General features: G+C 68.9%; 11 protein-coding genes and 1 riboswitch. Of the genes, 4 read left to right on the top strand and 7 right to left on the bottom strand.

What is annotated here, in order from left to right:
• Window positions 1-47: 47 nt before the first annotated feature.
• Both ACQP2E_RS02155 and ACQP2E_RS02150 read right to left on the bottom strand, forming a co-directional pair.
• The gene (locus tag ACQP2E_RS02155) at window positions 48-1,580 is read right to left on the bottom strand and encodes a methyl-accepting chemotaxis protein (protein WP_433828212.1); all 1,533 of its coding nucleotides are present in this window, start codon (window positions 1,578-1,580) and stop codon (window positions 48-50) included.
• 119 nt (window positions 1,581-1,699) lie between these two features.
• On the bottom strand, window positions 1,700-2,575 hold the full coding sequence (locus ACQP2E_RS02150; RefSeq protein WP_433828211.1) for a substrate-binding domain-containing protein: 876 nt from the start codon (window positions 2,573-2,575) through the stop codon (window positions 1,700-1,702).
• A gap of 171 nt (window positions 2,576-2,746) precedes the next feature.
• Here ACQP2E_RS02150 and ACQP2E_RS02145 point away from each other — a divergent pair, with 171 nt between their 5' ends.
• The 4 genes from ACQP2E_RS02145 to ACQP2E_RS02130 all read left to right on the top strand — a co-directional run bounded on the left by ACQP2E_RS02145 (window position 2,747) and on the right by ACQP2E_RS02130 (window position 7,482).
• Window positions 2,747-3,568 (top strand): hypothetical protein, encoded by an 822-nt coding sequence (locus tag ACQP2E_RS02145; protein WP_433828210.1) that lies wholly within the window; start codon window positions 2,747-2,749, stop codon window positions 3,566-3,568.
• Window positions 3,569-3,599: 31 nt separating this feature from the next.
• Window positions 3,600-3,678: riboswitch (S-adenosyl-L-homocysteine riboswitch) on the top strand.
• A gap of 16 nt (window positions 3,679-3,694) precedes the next feature.
• The gene (ahcY, locus tag ACQP2E_RS02140) at window positions 3,695-5,170 is read left to right on the top strand and encodes an adenosylhomocysteinase (RefSeq protein ID WP_433828209.1); all 1,476 of its coding nucleotides are present in this window, start codon (window positions 3,695-3,697) and stop codon (window positions 5,168-5,170) included.
• Window positions 5,171-5,251: 81 nt separating this feature from the next.
• The gene (locus tag ACQP2E_RS02135) at window positions 5,252-5,773 is read left to right on the top strand and encodes a DUF4142 domain-containing protein (RefSeq protein ID WP_433828208.1); all 522 of its coding nucleotides are present in this window, start codon (window positions 5,252-5,254) and stop codon (window positions 5,771-5,773) included.
• A 50-nt stretch (window positions 5,774-5,823) separates the two neighbouring features.
• Window positions 5,824-7,482, top strand: a complete 1,659-nt coding sequence (locus ACQP2E_RS02130; RefSeq protein ID WP_433828207.1) for a Na+/H+ antiporter — start codon at window positions 5,824-5,826, stop codon at window positions 7,480-7,482.
• A gap of 1,247 nt (window positions 7,483-8,729) precedes the next feature.
• Here the strand turns inward: ACQP2E_RS02130 and ACQP2E_RS02125 are convergent.
• The 5 genes from ACQP2E_RS02125 to ACQP2E_RS02105 are packed head-to-tail and all read right to left on the bottom strand — an operon-like array spanning window position 8,730 to window position 14,710.
• Window positions 8,730-10,289: an ABC transporter permease gene (locus ACQP2E_RS02125; RefSeq protein WP_433828206.1), complete on the bottom strand. Its 1,560-nt coding sequence runs from the start codon at window positions 10,287-10,289 to the stop codon at window positions 8,730-8,732.
• Entirely contained in the window at window positions 10,286-11,200 is a 915-nt protein-coding gene (locus tag ACQP2E_RS02120; protein WP_433828205.1) for an ATP-binding cassette domain-containing protein, read from the bottom strand. The genes ACQP2E_RS02125 and ACQP2E_RS02120 overlap by 4 nt, the downstream gene beginning before the upstream one ends.
• Before the next feature lie 12 nt (window positions 11,201-11,212).
• Complete coding sequence (locus ACQP2E_RS02115; RefSeq protein WP_433828204.1) at window positions 11,213-11,815, bottom strand: TetR/AcrR family transcriptional regulator; 603 nt, start codon at window positions 11,813-11,815, stop codon at window positions 11,213-11,215.
• Between the two features lie 31 nt (window positions 11,816-11,846).
• Complete coding sequence (locus tag ACQP2E_RS02110) at window positions 11,847-12,749, bottom strand: ABC transporter substrate-binding protein (RefSeq protein ID WP_433828203.1); 903 nt, start codon at window positions 12,747-12,749, stop codon at window positions 11,847-11,849.
• A complete protein-coding gene (locus ACQP2E_RS02105; RefSeq protein ID WP_433828202.1) occupies window positions 12,746-14,710 on the bottom strand; it encodes a putative bifunctional diguanylate cyclase/phosphodiesterase in 1,965 nt (654 codons plus the stop codon). The genes ACQP2E_RS02110 and ACQP2E_RS02105 overlap by 4 nt, the downstream gene beginning before the upstream one ends.
• Between the last annotated feature and the right edge of the window lie 2 nt (window positions 14,711-14,712).

Here is a 14,712-nt window from a genome sequence, read left to right as displayed (position 1 = left end):
TAGATGTTTTCCGGGAATCTGCTTCGTTTTTGCAAGCCGCTGCAAGCTCACAGCTTGAACCGGTCCACGATCTGTCGCAGGTCGAGGGACATCGTGGCCAGGTCACCCGCGGACCGGTCCACCTGGGTCACACCGGCCGTGGTCTGCTGCACCGAGGTTGCCACCGAGCCGATCGTCTCGGCGACGCGGCTGCCGGCGTACGCGGCCTCGTTGACGTTGCGGCTCATCTCGACAGTGGTGGCGCTCTGCTCCTCGACCGCCGACGCGATCGTGGTCTGGAAGTCGTTGATCCGGGCGATGATCTCGCTGATCTCCTCGATCGCGGCAACCGCGCCGGCGGTGTCCGTCTGGATCGCGGCGACCCGCACGCCGATGTCCTCGGTAGCCCGCGCGGTCTCCTGAGAGAGCTCCTTGACCTCGCTGGCGACGACCGCGAATCCCTTACCCATCTCGCCGGCCCGGGCCGCCTCGATGGTGGCGTTCAGGGCGAGCAGATTCGTCTGCTCGGCGATCGCGGTGATCGTCTTGATCACGTTGCCGATCTGCACCGACGACTCGCCGAGCTTGGCCATCACAGCGCTGGTGTTCGCGGTGACGCCGACCGCCCGGGACGCCACGTCGGCGGCCTGGGTGGCGCTCTCGCTGATCTCGCGGATCGACGCGCCCATCTCCTCGGCGCCGGCCGCGACCGTCTGGATGTTGTGCGACATGCTCGCCGCCGAGTCAGCCACCAGCGCGGCCTGCTGCGCGCCCTGGTCGGCGCTTGCCGCGCTCTGCCGGCTGGTGTCGGCAAGCGCCTCCGCCTCGGTCGCGAGCTTCTGCGAATGCGCGGCCAGATCGGTGACGGTCTGCCGCAGCGTCGTGGTGGCCCGGCGCAGCGCACTGGCCATCTGGCCCACCTCGTCCCGCTGGTCCACCCGCGGGTCACCGGTGAGGTCACCCTCGGCCACCTGGTCCAGGACCCGGCCCACCCGGTTCAGCGGCTGCACGATCAGGCGGGCCACGTAGAGCGCGCCGACGATCGCGAGCACCAGCACCACGACCAGCACGATGATGATCTTCTGCCGGCTCTCGGCCGCCTTCGCGTCGAACTCCCGGCCCTCAAGCAACGCGGAGTCCGCGTAATCGATCTCGTCGGCGAGCAGACCCTCGTATGCCTTCCGCAGGTCCCGGTTGTCACCGAGAGCCAGCGTGATCGCGGCCTGCGGCTGGGTCTCGTAGAGCGTGAACTCGGACTCCAGCGCGGCGAACCACGTGTCGGTGGCGGCCTGGATCGCGTCGATCCGCGCCGCTGACGCGTCCGAGTCGGCCACCTCGCGGGCTGCGGCGAGAGAGGCGTCGACCTTCTCCTTGCGGCCGATCGCCTCCTCGCTGAACTCGGCGTCACCCTTCAGCAGGAAGCCGCGCTCGTCGTTCGCGGCCGCCTTCGCGGTCAGCGCCGCGGTGTTCAGGCTGGTGGCGTACGGAAGAACCTCGGCGATCTCGGTGTTCCGGTCGGTCTGCAGCTGGCTGATGCCGACGACGCTGAGCGCGCCGGTCGCGAGCGTTCCGGCAATCGCCACCCCGGCGACCGTGAGCACCTTGGTGGAAACCCTCCGGTCCCTGCACCACTGCCCAAGCCCACGGTTGCCGGCCATCTTCATCCCTCAGCTCGTCCGAACGGTTACCGCCTTATCGGCATCGGACGCAGCCTGATGAGTCAGAACTCGGCGGGTGGCACGTTGAAAGGTGTGATCACCTGCACAGCCGACGGGTGCGAGCGGATCGGGCCCGGCAGCGCGCCCTGCGCCCGCAGGATCGCCTGGCAGGCGTGCCGCAGATCGGCACGCAGATCCTGGTGCAGCACCGCGGAGATCTGGTGGGCGCGCAGCAGCGACACGTTCTCCTCGTCCAGGCCGTGCGCCACGAACACGTCGTAGTTGCGGCGCTCGGCGGCGAACGCCTCGACAATCGCCGCGTTGCCACAGGTGCCGGCCGAGTAGACGGCCCGGATCGACGGGTTGCCGGCCAGGATCTCCCGCAGCGGCCCGTCCTCGGAGCCGGTCGTGACGAGCCGCCGGGCCGGCAGCACCGAGCGGAAACCCTGCTCCCGCTCACCCCGCCCGTTGATCACCAGCACATCGCCGGCCCGGTCCGCGAGCAGACGCTCGACCAGGTACGCCGCCGTGGCCCCGGAGTCGAAGTTGTCCACACCGACGTGCGCGATCCGCTTGCCCGCCGGCAGGTCGGCGTTGAGCGTCACCACCGGCACACCGAGCCGCGCGACCGCGTCGGCGACCTCCTGGGTGGGCGGAGCCAGCACGATCAGCCCGTGCGAGCGGGACCGGCCGACCCGGTCCAGAGCCGGGATGGGCTCATCGGTGACGTGCAGGCGGGTGCGGACCGCGACCGACATCTCCGATATTTCGGCGTCCAGCGCGACCCGGACGGCCGCGCCATAGGTACGCGATGTCTGCAGCACCACGTCGATCACCAGCGCCCGGCCGGACGACGACTGCTGTCGGTCCAACTCGGCGATGGCCTGGTGCACCTGGCGGACGGTGCTCTCCCGGACCCCGCCGCGGTTGTGCAGCACGCGATCCACTGTCGCTTGGCTCAATCCGGCTTGTCCGGCGATCTCGCGAATGCGGTACGGGTGCTTCACGCGTACAGAATGATGGGTTTTTGATGTTCTATGGAAGGTCTTTGATGTTTCTCCGCCCTTTCGCGTGACGCTTTGAACCCCGGCTAGGCTCCGGGAGTGCGCGTGATCTCCCGCTTGACGGACCAGGGTGTCGAGGTCTTCGACGCCTGTCTCGACCTGGCTGGCGCCTTCGAAATCCCGGAGCCCGACGCCTACGCCGTGGCCCCGAGCCTGGACCGGCTGATCTACACGACCGGCGCGGCCGCGATCTGTGTCGACGCGGGCAACCGTGAGCTGTGGCGGTTCCCGATTCCGGCGGAAGACCAGGGCGACCCGGCCGACTGCACCTTCTCCGGCGACGGCACCCACGTCTGGCTCTACATCGCCCCCGACCAGTGGCTGGCCCTGGACGCCGGCACCGGCGAGGTCCGCACCCGGCACACCCTGGGAACGGACGGGCACGGCGGTCAGCAGATCGCCTTCCCCGACGGGGAGCACATGATGCTCGACACCGGCTCCCGGACCTTCCATGCCGGGCCCGCGACCGAGCTGCGGACCTGCCCCTGGGACGACCGTTCGGTGATCGCGGTCGCACCGGACGCCCACCTCCTGATGACCGTGGCGCACGATCAGGAGGACGTGTCGTTCCACGAGGTCCCGGACGGCGAGGCGAAAGTCACCGTCCGGGTGGCCGACTTCGACGAGGTCCCGGACACCGCGGGGATCGAGTGGACCGGCGGCTTCCTGGATCAGGACACGGCGGTCGTGGTGCTCTCCTGGGAGAACGGCGGCGAGGCCAGGTGGCGGCACTACCGGGTCGACGTCCACACCGGTGAGGTGATCGGCGACCTCGGCATCGTCACGATCGACCAGTACGACCTTCAGCCGCTCGGGGATGGGACATATGTCATCACCGACACCGACGGAACACTGCGCCGGATGTGATCATGCGGTTGTTCGGCTAAAGTTGACTCGCCCTTCCGAGAGGCGCTGCAACGGGTCCTGGAACCCGCCACGCTCGGCAGGGTTCGATGACGAAAGGGCGCCTCCTGAGAGGGAGGGCCCTCTTCTGTGAGTACTGATTCTTCTAACGCCAAACTTCGATCCATCAACGGTCTCGACTTCGCCGTTGCCGATCTGAGCCTGGCCGAGGCCGGCCGCCACCAGCTGCGTCTCGCCGAGCACGAGATGCCCGGCCTGATGTCGCTGCGCACCGAGTTCGGTGACAGCAAGCCCCTCGCGGGCGCCCGCATCGCCGGTTCGCTGCACATGACCGTGCAGACCGCCGTGCTGATCGAGACGCTGATCGCGCTCGGCGCCGAGGTCCGCTGGGTCTCCTGCAACATCTTCTCGACCCAGGACGAGGCGGCCGCCGCGGTCGTCGTCGGCCCGACCGGCACCGTCGACGCCCCCACCGGCGTTCCGGTCTTCGCCTGGAAGGGCGAGACCCTCGAGGAGTACTGGTGGGCCACCATGCGCCTGTTCGACTTCGGCAACGGCCAGGGCCCGAACATGATCCTCGACGACGGCGGTGACGCCACCCTGCTCGTGCACAAGGGTGTCGAGTTCGAGGGTGCCGGCGCGGTTCCGGCGACCACCGCCGAGGACAACCACGAGTACTCGATCATCCTTGAGGCGCTGCGTGGTTCGCTTGCCGAGGACGGGCAGCGCTTCACCAAGATCGCGGCCGACATCAAGGGCGTGACCGAGGAGACCACCACCGGTGTGGCGCGTCTCTACAAGCTCGCCAAGGAGGGCACGCTGCTCTTCCCGGCGATCAACGTCAACGACGCGGTCACCAAGAGCAAGTTCGACAACAAGTACGGCATCCGCCACTCGCTCGTCGACGGCCTGAACCGGGCCACCGACGTGATGCTCGGCGGCAAGCTCGCCGTGGTCTGCGGTTACGGCGACGTCGGCAAGGGCTCCGCCGAGACCCTCCGTGGTCAGGGTGCCCGCGTCGTGGTCACCGAGGTCGACCCGATCTGCGCGCTGCAGGCCGCGATGGACGGCATGCAGGTCGTCCGGATCGAGGACGTGGTCGGCGACGCCGACATCTTCATCACCACGACCGGTGGCACCGACATCATCACGGTCGAGCACCTCTCCGCGATGAAGCACAACGCGATCGTCGGCAACGTCGGTCACTTCGACGACGAGATCGACATGGCCGGGCTCGCTCGCGTGGAAAACATCGAAAAGATCGAGATCAAGCCGCAGGTGCACGAGTGGCGCTTCCCGGACGGCCACTCGGTGATCGTCCTCTCCGAGGGCCGTCTGATGAACCTGGGCAACGCCACCGGCCACCCCAGCTTCGTCATGTCGAACTCGTTCACCAACCAGGTGATGGCCCAGATCGAGCTCTGGACCAAGCCGGGCGAGTACGACAAGCAGGTCTACGTCCTCCCGAAGCACCTGGACGAGAAGGTGGCCCGGCTGCACCTGGACGCGCTCGGCGTCCGGCTGACCACCCTCACCAAGAAGCAGGCGGAGTACCTCGGCGTCGACGTCGAGGGCCCGTTCAAGCCGGAGCACTACCGGTACTGATCTGACCCGTGAGAGGGCCGCCCTCGGGCGGCCCTCTCTTTTGTCCAAAAAACCCGCTTAATGCGTGCTTATCATGCGTTCATGTCATTCCGTCACATCATCGCAACACTGAGTGCCGCTGCCCTGCTCGTCCTGGGCACGGCCTCCGCGGCCCAGGCCCGCCCCCTCGGCCCGGACGCCGACTTCCTGATCGCAGCGCACCAGGGCAATCTCGCCCAGATCACACTCGGCAAGGTCGCCAAGCGCAAGGCGACCACCGAGCCGATCCGAGAACTGGGCGGCGAACTCGCCGCCTATCACCGCAAGCTCGACACAGCGGTACGCAAGACCGCCGCCCGCCTCGACGTCGAACTTCCGGCCGAGCCGAACTCCGAGCAGCAGACCCTGATCCAGCAGCACGAATCGACGTCCGGCGCCGCGTTCGACACCCTGTTCCTCGGCAGTCAGCTGATCGCGCACGAGCGGGCGATCAAACTGGCCATGGTCGTCATCGATACCGGTGCCGAGCCGAAGGTCACCAAGCTCGCCGCCAAGGCGCTGCCGATCGTTCAGAGCCACCAGCAGGCTCTCGCCACGGCACAGCAGAAGTTAACGGGTCGTTAAACCGCGACCTCGGCGACTCACGTGTGCAGGTCAACAGCGAGAATGATCGAATGAGTCTCGAGGAGATCCTGCTTTTCGCCCTTGGCGCGGTCGCGGTGATCGTCGCCGTGCGCTGGGTCACCGAGAAGACCGGCCTCCCCGCCGCGGTCCTGCTCACCCTGATCGGCATTGCCTACGCGTACTTACCGGGACCGAACCTCGAGTTGGAACCGGAACTCGTCCTGACCTTCATCCTGCCGCCGCTGCTCTACAACGCGGCATTGGATTCATCACTGCTGGACATCAGGCGCAACATGCGTACGGTGATCAGCCTTTCCGTGGCGTTGGTGCTGGTCACCGCACTCCTGATCGGCCTCGGCTTCTCGCTCTGGGTGGCCGGGGCCACCCTGGCCGCCGGTGTCGCCCTCGGCGCGGCCGTCGCACCGCCTGACCCGGTCGCGGCGCTCGCCGTCGGCCGTAAAGCCGGGCTGCCGAGCAAGATGGTCACGCTGATCTCCGGCGAGGGCCTGCTCAACGACGCCACCGCGCTGACCATTCTGACGGTCGCGGTGACCGCGCACTCCCGCGGCGACTTCAACTTCGACAACGCGGTGGGTCAGTTCGTCATCTCCGCTTCCGGCGGCGTGCTCGTCGGTGTCGCCGTCGCGTACGCGGTGCGGTTCCTCAAGGCGCTCCGGTCCGACCCGCTCAACGCCAACGCGCTGTCGCTGATCACGCCGCTGGCGGCGTACCTGATCTGTGAGAACGCGTTCGTCCACCACTACGTGACGATCTCCGGCGTGCTCGCCGTGGTGGTCGCCGGCCTGATCGTCGGCCACGACACCCCGAGGTACACGACCGGCGCGTCCCGGCTGCAGACCAGCGCGGTCTGGCGTCTGATCGACTTCCTGCTGGAGGGCCTGGTCTTCCTGCTCATCGGCCAGCAGGTGCCGAAGGTGATCGACGGCCTCGCCAAGTACGAGACCAGCACGATCGTCATCGCCCTGACAATCACGCTCGGCGTGGTCCTGCTGCTGCGCCCGCTCTGGCTGATGGTCACCCAGTGGATGCCGCGTTCGCTGCACACCCGGCTCGGCGGCCAGATCGACGATGACGACAACGACGACGCGCGCGAGGTGCCGCTCACCGGCAAAGAAGTGGCGATCATGAGCTGGGCCGGCACCCGTGGTGTCATCACGCTCGCTGCGATCTTCACCCTGCCGGCCGGCTTCCCCGACCGCGAGCTGCTGCACTTCTGCGCCATCTCGGTCGTGCTGGTCACCCTGGTCGGTCAGGGCCTCACCTTCGCGCCGCTGGTGCGCCGGCTGGGCCTGCGGGCCAACCAGACCGACCGTGCCCGGGAACGCAACGAGGCCCGCTCGGCTGCGGTCCGCGCCGCCCTGGACCGGCTCGACGACATCCAGGAGCAGCAGCACGACAACGTCGAGGACGAGGCGATCGAGACGATGCGCCAGCAGCTGGAGGTCCGCCTGGACCGGTACCGCCGACGCCTCGATCTGCTGGAGCAGGGCGGGTCCAGCGAGGTGCCGATCTCACCGCAGTACGAGGCGGCTCTCATGGTCCGCCAGGCCGTCATCGACGCCGAACGCGAAGAACTCCTCCGCTGGCGCGACGCGGCCCGCCTGGGCGACGACAGTCTCCGGGTCTTGAACCGCGAGCTCGACCACGAAGAGCTGATCCTCCCGAAACGAGGCAGCACCGGCCACTGACGCCTTTCCCCTTCCCTGCAGCGATCCGGGCAAGGTCCGCCTGCTCGGGTTCGTCAGCGGGGGTTCGGTCTGACGGTTTCAGCCCGTTTCATGCGGCTCTGCCGGGGCGGCGAGTTCACGCGTTGTGCGTGAAGCTCACCGCCCGCGCTTACCGGTCGCTCGATCGGCGCCCGGGCAGGATCCCTCCCGTCCGCCCAGGCAGCATCCCCTCCCGTCCGCCCGGCAGCATCCCGCCGCCAGAGCGGGATCCTCGGTCCACGACCGCTCGACCAGGGCCCAACGTGTCGAGTTAGGGCTCGCTGTGTTGATTTGGGGTGCAATCCGCACCCAATACCGACACGCACGCCACGACACAGCTGCCCGTGTGGACTTCGGGTTCGAATCGCACCCTAAATCAACACGCATCGGGAGGGCTGCGGCGGAGCAGGGCTGGAGACCTCCCCGCAGAGCGGTGGTTCGTGGATTGTCGGTGACCTGCATTGGTTGCTCTGCGTGTTCTGCTCGCGGCATCATTTGCCGATCTTGGTAACGGGCAGTGCCGGGAGGCACCACTATGTTCCATACATGCGGGACGGGTTCACCTCGCCGTGACAGCGAGTAACACTCCGCACCCAGAAGTCTCCAAGATCGTAGAACGGCCGGCTCGTGCCACTCGGCTGGACGCCAGCAACGGCTTGCGGGGACGCCGGCCTATTTAGCCAGCAGGCTCATGGCTGCCTCAGCACGCCTAAGACAACCGCGACAGCCAGCCGGACTGGATCTTGGGCCGGAGCGCGGCCGATCGGCGCACAGGAGACGACCAACCTGAACCGCCCCGGATCAGCGGACCAGGACCGGGGTCGCGGCGACCCGCCCATGCATGTCCAGCCAGCAGGGCCAGCCATCGTGTCGACTTCGTGACCGCACGACCCGCACGACCCGCACGACCCGCACGACCCGCATGCCACGCTCAGACCGCCCAGACCGCCCAGACCGCACGGCATGCCCGGACCGCCCGGACCGCCCGGACCGCCCGGACCGCCCGGCACGCCCGGACCGCTCGGACCGCACGGCACGCCCAAACCGCTCGGACCGCTCGGACCGCCCGGACCGGCCGGTGGATCCGCCGGATCTTGAAGGGCGGAATTGAGCGCCCGCTGAGCGACCGAAGCGTGCCTGGATCGCGCCTGGATCGCCCCTGGATCGCCCCTGGATCGCGCCTGAGGCTGCACACGCCGTGGAGCTGACGCGCGGCAGAGCGCGGTAGGTCAGCGGGGTATGTCGCGGCGGCGCAGGGACAGCAGCCCCAGGCCGCCGAGGGCCGCGGCGACCGCTGTGAGCAGCACCAGCGGCAGCGGCGTGAACGTGCCGCCCGGCAGGTGCGGGACATGGGTGAACGGCGACAGGTCGAGCACCCACTGATCGAACTTGAGCAGCGACCCGACCAGCAGCAACAGCACACACGCGGCGATCACGCCCCAGGCGAGGGACGCCATTTTCGGCCAAGTGCCGACCAGGAGCATGGTCACGCCGGCGAGGACCCAGACGGCCGGCAGCTGGGCCAGTGACGCGGCAAGCACCGGCCCCGGAGTGCCGTGCACGACACCGGCCAGCAACCCCTGCGCGAGCAGCGCCACGGCCGGGCCGAGCAGCGCGAACAGCAGGTGCGACGCACCCCAGGCGAACCGGCCCACGGACGTGCTCAGGACCGGCTCGGCATGACCGCTCTGCTCCTCGTCACGCATCCGCAGCGCCGCCTGCACCGCGTAACACGCGGCGATCAGACCGCACACCGCCGCCGTCGTCGCGAAATAGGCATCGGTCACCGCGCCGGACCCGCCGATCCGGCTGAAGACCTCGTCGACACCGCCGGAGTCGGCGGCGAGCTGCACGACACTGCTGCCGACACCGCCGAAGACCAGGCCGAGCGCGGCGAACCCGGCGGTCCACCCGACGAGCAGACCCCGATGCAACCGCCAGGCCAGCGCGAGGGGCGAGCCCAGGGACGCGGCCGCCGTCGCTGGTCCGAGCCGCGAGGCGAGCAAGCCCGCGCCCATGTCACGGCGGGCCAGAAGGTACGCCGAAACGCCCACCGTGACGATCGCGAAAACCACTGCCAGCACTGCGGGCCCCCCGTTGTTCTCCCCATAAGGAAAGACGCGGTGAACCCAGCCGATCGGTGACAGCCAGGCAAGGAATTCCCGATCGTCCGAGATGTCCCCGCCGAGACGCAGCACAAAGGACACACCGAGCGTCACGACACCGACGGTGCGCGCGCTACGGGCACCGCTGGTGAGCTGGGCAGCGACCGCGCCGACGCCGGCGAACATCCAGCCGCTGAGGAGGAAGACGACGCCGAGCGCTCTCGAGCCGGCGACCGGCTGCCCCGCTCCGATCATCGTGCCGGCCACCACCAGCCCCATCAGCAGCGATGCGCCGGCCGTGGCGATCAGGGCGGCAGCGAGCTGGGCGTACCTGCCGACGACGGTGGCGCGGACCAGCTCGGTACGCCCGGACTCCTCGTCGGCCCGGGTGTGCCGGACGACGGTGAGCAACGCGGCCAGGCCGATCATCAACGGCACGAAGCCACCGCGCCAGACGGCCAGTTCACCGAGGCTGTCGCCGTGCAGCGGGCCGTACAGCGCAATGAATCCGGTGTTGGCGGCGCTGATGTGGGCGTAATCGATGCGTTCCTGCGCGGAGGCGAAGAGCGTCTCGAAGCCGGCGATGTAAACGTACGGAAGGATGCCGAACCCGACAATCCACAGCGGCATTATCCACCGGTCGCGGCGTAGAACGAGCCGGAGCAGCCGGCCGGTGCCGGTCATTTCTCGGCCGTCGCGGCAGGCGCCTCGGACTTCGTGTAATGCCTCAGGAACAGCTCCTCCAGCGACGGCGGCTGGCTGATCAGGCTGCGCACACCGGCCGCGACAAGCGTCTTCAGCGCCGGCTCCAGAGCATCCGCGTCGACGTCGAACGCGACCCGGCCGTCCTCGCTGGTCAGGCCGTGCACGCCGGCGATCCCGGCCAGCCCGTTGACCGGGCCGGTCAGTTCGGCGCGGATCGTGGTGCGGGTCAGGTGCCGCAGGTCGGCGAGGGTGCCGGTCTCCACGGCCCGGCCGGCCCGGATGATGGTGAGCCGGTCGCAGAGTGCCTCGACCTCGGAGAGGATGTGGCTGGAGAGCAGCACGGTGCGGTCGCCGCGCCGTTTCTCCTCCAGGATCACCTCGCGGAACACCTCCTCCATGAGCGGGTCGAGCCCGGAGGTCGGCTCGTCGAGCACGAGAAGCTCCACATCGGAGGAGAGCGCGGCGACGAGCGCCACTTTCTGCCGGTTACCCTTCGAGTACGTCCGGCCCTTCTTGCGCGGATCCAGCTCGAACCGCTCGATCAGGGCGTCCCGGCGTTTCGGGTCGAGCCCGCCGCGCAGCCGCCCGAGCAGGTCGATCACCTCACCGCCGGTGAGCTGCGGCCAGAACGTGACGTCACCGGGCACGTACGCCAACCGCCGGTGCAGCGCGGTCGCGTCGGCCCAGGGGTCGCCGCCGAGCAGCCGCGCGGTGCCGCCGTCGGCCCGCATCAGCCCCAGGAGAACCCGGATGGTGGTGGTCTTGCCGGCGCCGTTCGGCCCGAGGAAGCCGTGCACCTCGCCGGTCCGGACATGCAGGTCGAGCTGGTCAAGGGCGGTGACGGCGCCGAACCGTTTGACCAATCCCTCGACATCGATGGCCTCTGTCATGACAACTCCGTTTCAGAGATTGCCGTGCCGGTCCAGCGTCTTGCGCGCCAGATCGGCCTGTTCGGGAGTGAGCAGCGGCTGGGAGAAGATCTCGACCGACGCACGCAGGACGCGCAGATAACCCGGCAGCTCGCCGGTGTCCTCGCCGAGCACTGACGACAGCTGGTCGCGCATCAGGAACATGCCCAGCTTCATCGCACCGAGAACCGCCACGAACGCACGCGCGTCCTCGGTTTTCAGATCGGTCGAGGCCAGCCAGTCCTCACCGCGGGCCGCGGTCTGCGCGAACATCGCGAGGCCACGCGGCGAACCGTCCATCAGCGAGCGGACCAGGTATTGCTGCATGCCCACCACCTCGGGCGTGATCGGCCCGATCGCCTGCGACTCGGTGAACCGGATCTGCAGCTCGGCGACCCGGGCCAGCGCCCACTCGTCGCAGGCGTCACGCAGGCCCTCTTTCGACCCGAAGTGGTGCCGCAGCAGCCCGGACGAGACGCCGGCGGCCTGCGCGATGTCACGCACGGTGGCGCCGGCGATGCCGCGCTCGGTGAAGAGCGCGATCGCGGCGTCACGAATCCGGGCGCGGGCGGTCAGGTCACTCGCAGTGCTACTCACACGTATAGGCTACTACACGCACGTGTAGTTTTCAGACGCCTGTCGATGTCCCGTTCACCGTGGCGCTGAGCACAGCGCTCGAATCCAGGCTCCAGCGAGACAGCAGCTCGGCGTAGACACCGGAGTCGATCAACCGCTGCAACGCCCCGCGCAGACAGTCCCGCAGCGCGACGTTGTCCTTCGCCACGGCGATACCGAAGAGGCCGGGCTCGTACTGCGCTTCCGAGGCCAGCTGGTAGAAAGCGCTGGTCCGGTCCTGGCTGACCAGATACGACGCGGGCGGGAAGTCGATCGGGACGGCACTGACCCGCCCGGTGCGCAGCAGCACCAGCGCGTCCGCGTTCGTCGGCTCGCTGTCGATCACGAGCGGCCGGTCCCCGCACTTCGCCTGCAGCCGCTTGAGCATCTCCTCCTGGTATGTGCCCTTCTCCGTACCGACGGTCTGCCCGCAGAGGTCCTCGAAAACCCCGATCTTCCGCGGGTTGCCCCGCTGCACGACGATCGACGTACCGGTGTTGAGGTAATTGACGAAGTCGGCCTTGACCTGCCGCTCGGTCGTGTCGGTCATCGACGACAGCACCCCGTCGTACTCACCCGCGGCGACCTCGTCCAGCGCGCTGCTGAAACTGCCGGTCACCATCTCGGCACGCACACCGAGCACCTCACCCAGCGCGGCGGCAAGATCAGGAGAAAAACCGATGATGGTACGGCCGTCCGCCGCGAAGTACTCCATCGGCGCATAGCTGGCATCGGTGACGAGACGGATCGAGCCACGCGCCCGGACCGTCTCCGGCAACTGGTCGTGCAGCGACTGGTCGGCGGTCACTCCGCCGGTGATGTCGAGCGCGCCGGACGACGGCTGCTGAGCCGCGGCGGTGCAGCCCCCGGCAGCAGCCAGCAGAACCGCGGCGAGTGCCCAGTGCACGACCTTCATCGGGTGACTCCTTCTACGTGGGCGGTCTGCTCATTCACCGAGATCTGGGGCCACGGCACCGGCCGGCCGAACAGATATCCCTGCGCCTCGTCGCAACCGGCCTCGGCGAGCCAGCGGCGTACCTCGGGCGTCTCGACACCCTCGGCGGTGGCCCGGCTGCCGAGCCCGTGAGCCAGTTCGATCACCGAGCGGACGATCGCCTGGCTCTGCTGGTCACGGGCCACGTCGGCCACGAACGCCCGGTCGATCTTGATTTCGGTGATCGGCAGCCCACGCAGGTGGGACAGGCTGGTGTACCCGGTTCCGAAGTCGTCCACCGAGATGCCGATGCCGTACCGGCCCAGCTCGGTGATCGCGCGGACCACCTCGTCGGTGTCGCCGGCCAGCGCCGTCTCGGTGATCTCCAGCATCAGCCGGTGCGGCGGGACGCCGGAGGCGACCAGCAGGTCCTCGACAAACTCCGGGAAGCCGCGAACCTCCAGGTTGCGCGCCGACACGTTCACCGACAGCGTCCATTCCTGGCCGGTCGCGGTCCAGCCGACCTGGTCGGCCAGCGCCCGGCGCAGCACCCACTCGGTGAGCGGCACGATCAGGCCGGAGTGCTCGGCAGCGGGCAGGAACTCGCCGGGCGGGAGCAGCCCACGCTGCGGGTGCTGCCAGCGGACCAGCGCCTCCACCCCGCATACCTCGCCGCCGGGCAGGGCGACCTTGGGCTGGTAATGCAGCACCAGCTCCTCGCGCTCCAGCGCGTGCCGCAGCTCGGCCTGGATGACCAGCCACTGGTGCGGGTGCCCGGCGCCGTCGCCCGAGTAGACGACGATGCCGGTAGCGCCGCGTTTGCCCTGGTACATCGCGAAGTCGGCGTGCTGCTTGAGTTCCTTGAGCTGGGTGCCGTGCTCCGGGTACACCGAGACACCGAAAGCGGCCTCGATGTTCAGCGGCACACCGTCGAGGATCATCTCGGCGGTGATCCGGTTGCGGACCTCGTTCAGCAGGGTCACCGCCTCGGCGGCGCTGCGACCCGGCAGCATGATGGCGAACTCGTCGCCACCGAGGCGGGCCAGCAGGTCGTCCGGGCCGAGTGCGGCGCGCATCCGTCCGGCGACCATCCGCAGCAGCTCGTCACCGGCGTGGTGGCCGAGGGTGTCGTTGACCTCTTTGAACCGGTTGAGGTCGCTGAGCACGATCGCGCCGGTGCCGCCTTCACGCAGCACAGCCTCGGCCCGCTTCCGGAACGCCGCCCGGTTCGGCAGGCCGGTCAGGATGTCGTGCATGGCCTGGTGCTCCTGGCGGGCCGCGTACCGGCTCAGCGAGCGGGTGGTCCACCAGGCGAGCAGCGCCAGCACCAGGTAGAGGGCGGCGAGGCCGCCGCCGATGCGCCACCAGGTCTGACTCACCTGCGCATGGAAGCGGTCAGCGATCGCACGGTACGGCAGATACAGCTCGATCACCCCGATGGACTGACCCGATGCACTGGCCACCAGCGGCTGGAGCACCCGGATCACCTCGGTGCCGATCACCGTGGCCCGGGACTCGCCGTTCGCGGCGGCCTGGAAATCGGCATCGGCGACCGGCACTCCGCCGCTCGTCGACCCGTCGTCGGAGAAGAGCACCCGGCCGGAGAAGGAACGCAGCCGCAGCCGCAGGACCGAACCCCGGAAGATGGCCTGCTCGGTCGCCTCCCGCATCCCGTCGGACTGCTCCGCGGTGAGGCCGTCGTCGATCCCGGCCCCACCGGTGCGATCCTCGGTGTTCAGCGCCGGCGCGACGGCCATCTCGGCGATCACCGCGGCCTGCGCCAGCCCTTGGGCCCGGCCCTGCTCCGCGGCGTCGTTGCGATAACTGTGCAACACGAGCGCCCCGAGGGCGACCACAGGTACCAGGCTGGCCGCCGCGTACGTCGCGAACAGCCGTGAGCTGGTGCGAGCGTGCGGGCGCCGGCGTGCACGGCGGAGCAACATGC

This window comes from Actinoplanes sp. CA-015351 (assembly GCF_050955685.1).
Classification (GTDB): Bacteria; Actinomycetota; Actinomycetes; order Mycobacteriales; family Micromonosporaceae; genus Actinoplanes.
The sequence above is the reverse complement of the archived record's forward strand: the minus strand, read 5'-3'. Positions and strand labels throughout refer to the sequence as shown.

Bases quoted from the DNA above. Each gene is read 5' to 3' on its own strand.
- ACQP2E_RS02130 (WP_433828207.1), top strand. From the start codon at position 5,824: ATGAGTCTCGAGGAGATCCTGCTTTTCGCCCTTGGCGCGGTCGCGGTG.
- ACQP2E_RS02105 (WP_433828202.1), bottom strand. From the start codon at position 14,710: ATGTTGCTCCGCCGTGCACGCCGGCGCCCGCACGCTCGCACCAGCTCA.
- ACQP2E_RS02120 (WP_433828205.1), bottom strand. From the start codon at position 11,200: ATGACAGAGGCCATCGATGTCGAGGGATTGGTCAAACGGTTCGGCGCC.
- ACQP2E_RS02135 (WP_433828208.1), top strand. From the start codon at position 5,252: ATGTCATTCCGTCACATCATCGCAACACTGAGTGCCGCTGCCCTGCTC.
- ACQP2E_RS02110 (WP_433828203.1), bottom strand. From the start codon at position 12,749: ATGAAGGTCGTGCACTGGGCACTCGCCGCGGTTCTGCTGGCTGCTGCC.
- ACQP2E_RS02125 (WP_433828206.1), bottom strand. From the start codon at position 10,289: ATGACCGGCACCGGCCGGCTGCTCCGGCTCGTTCTACGCCGCGACCGG.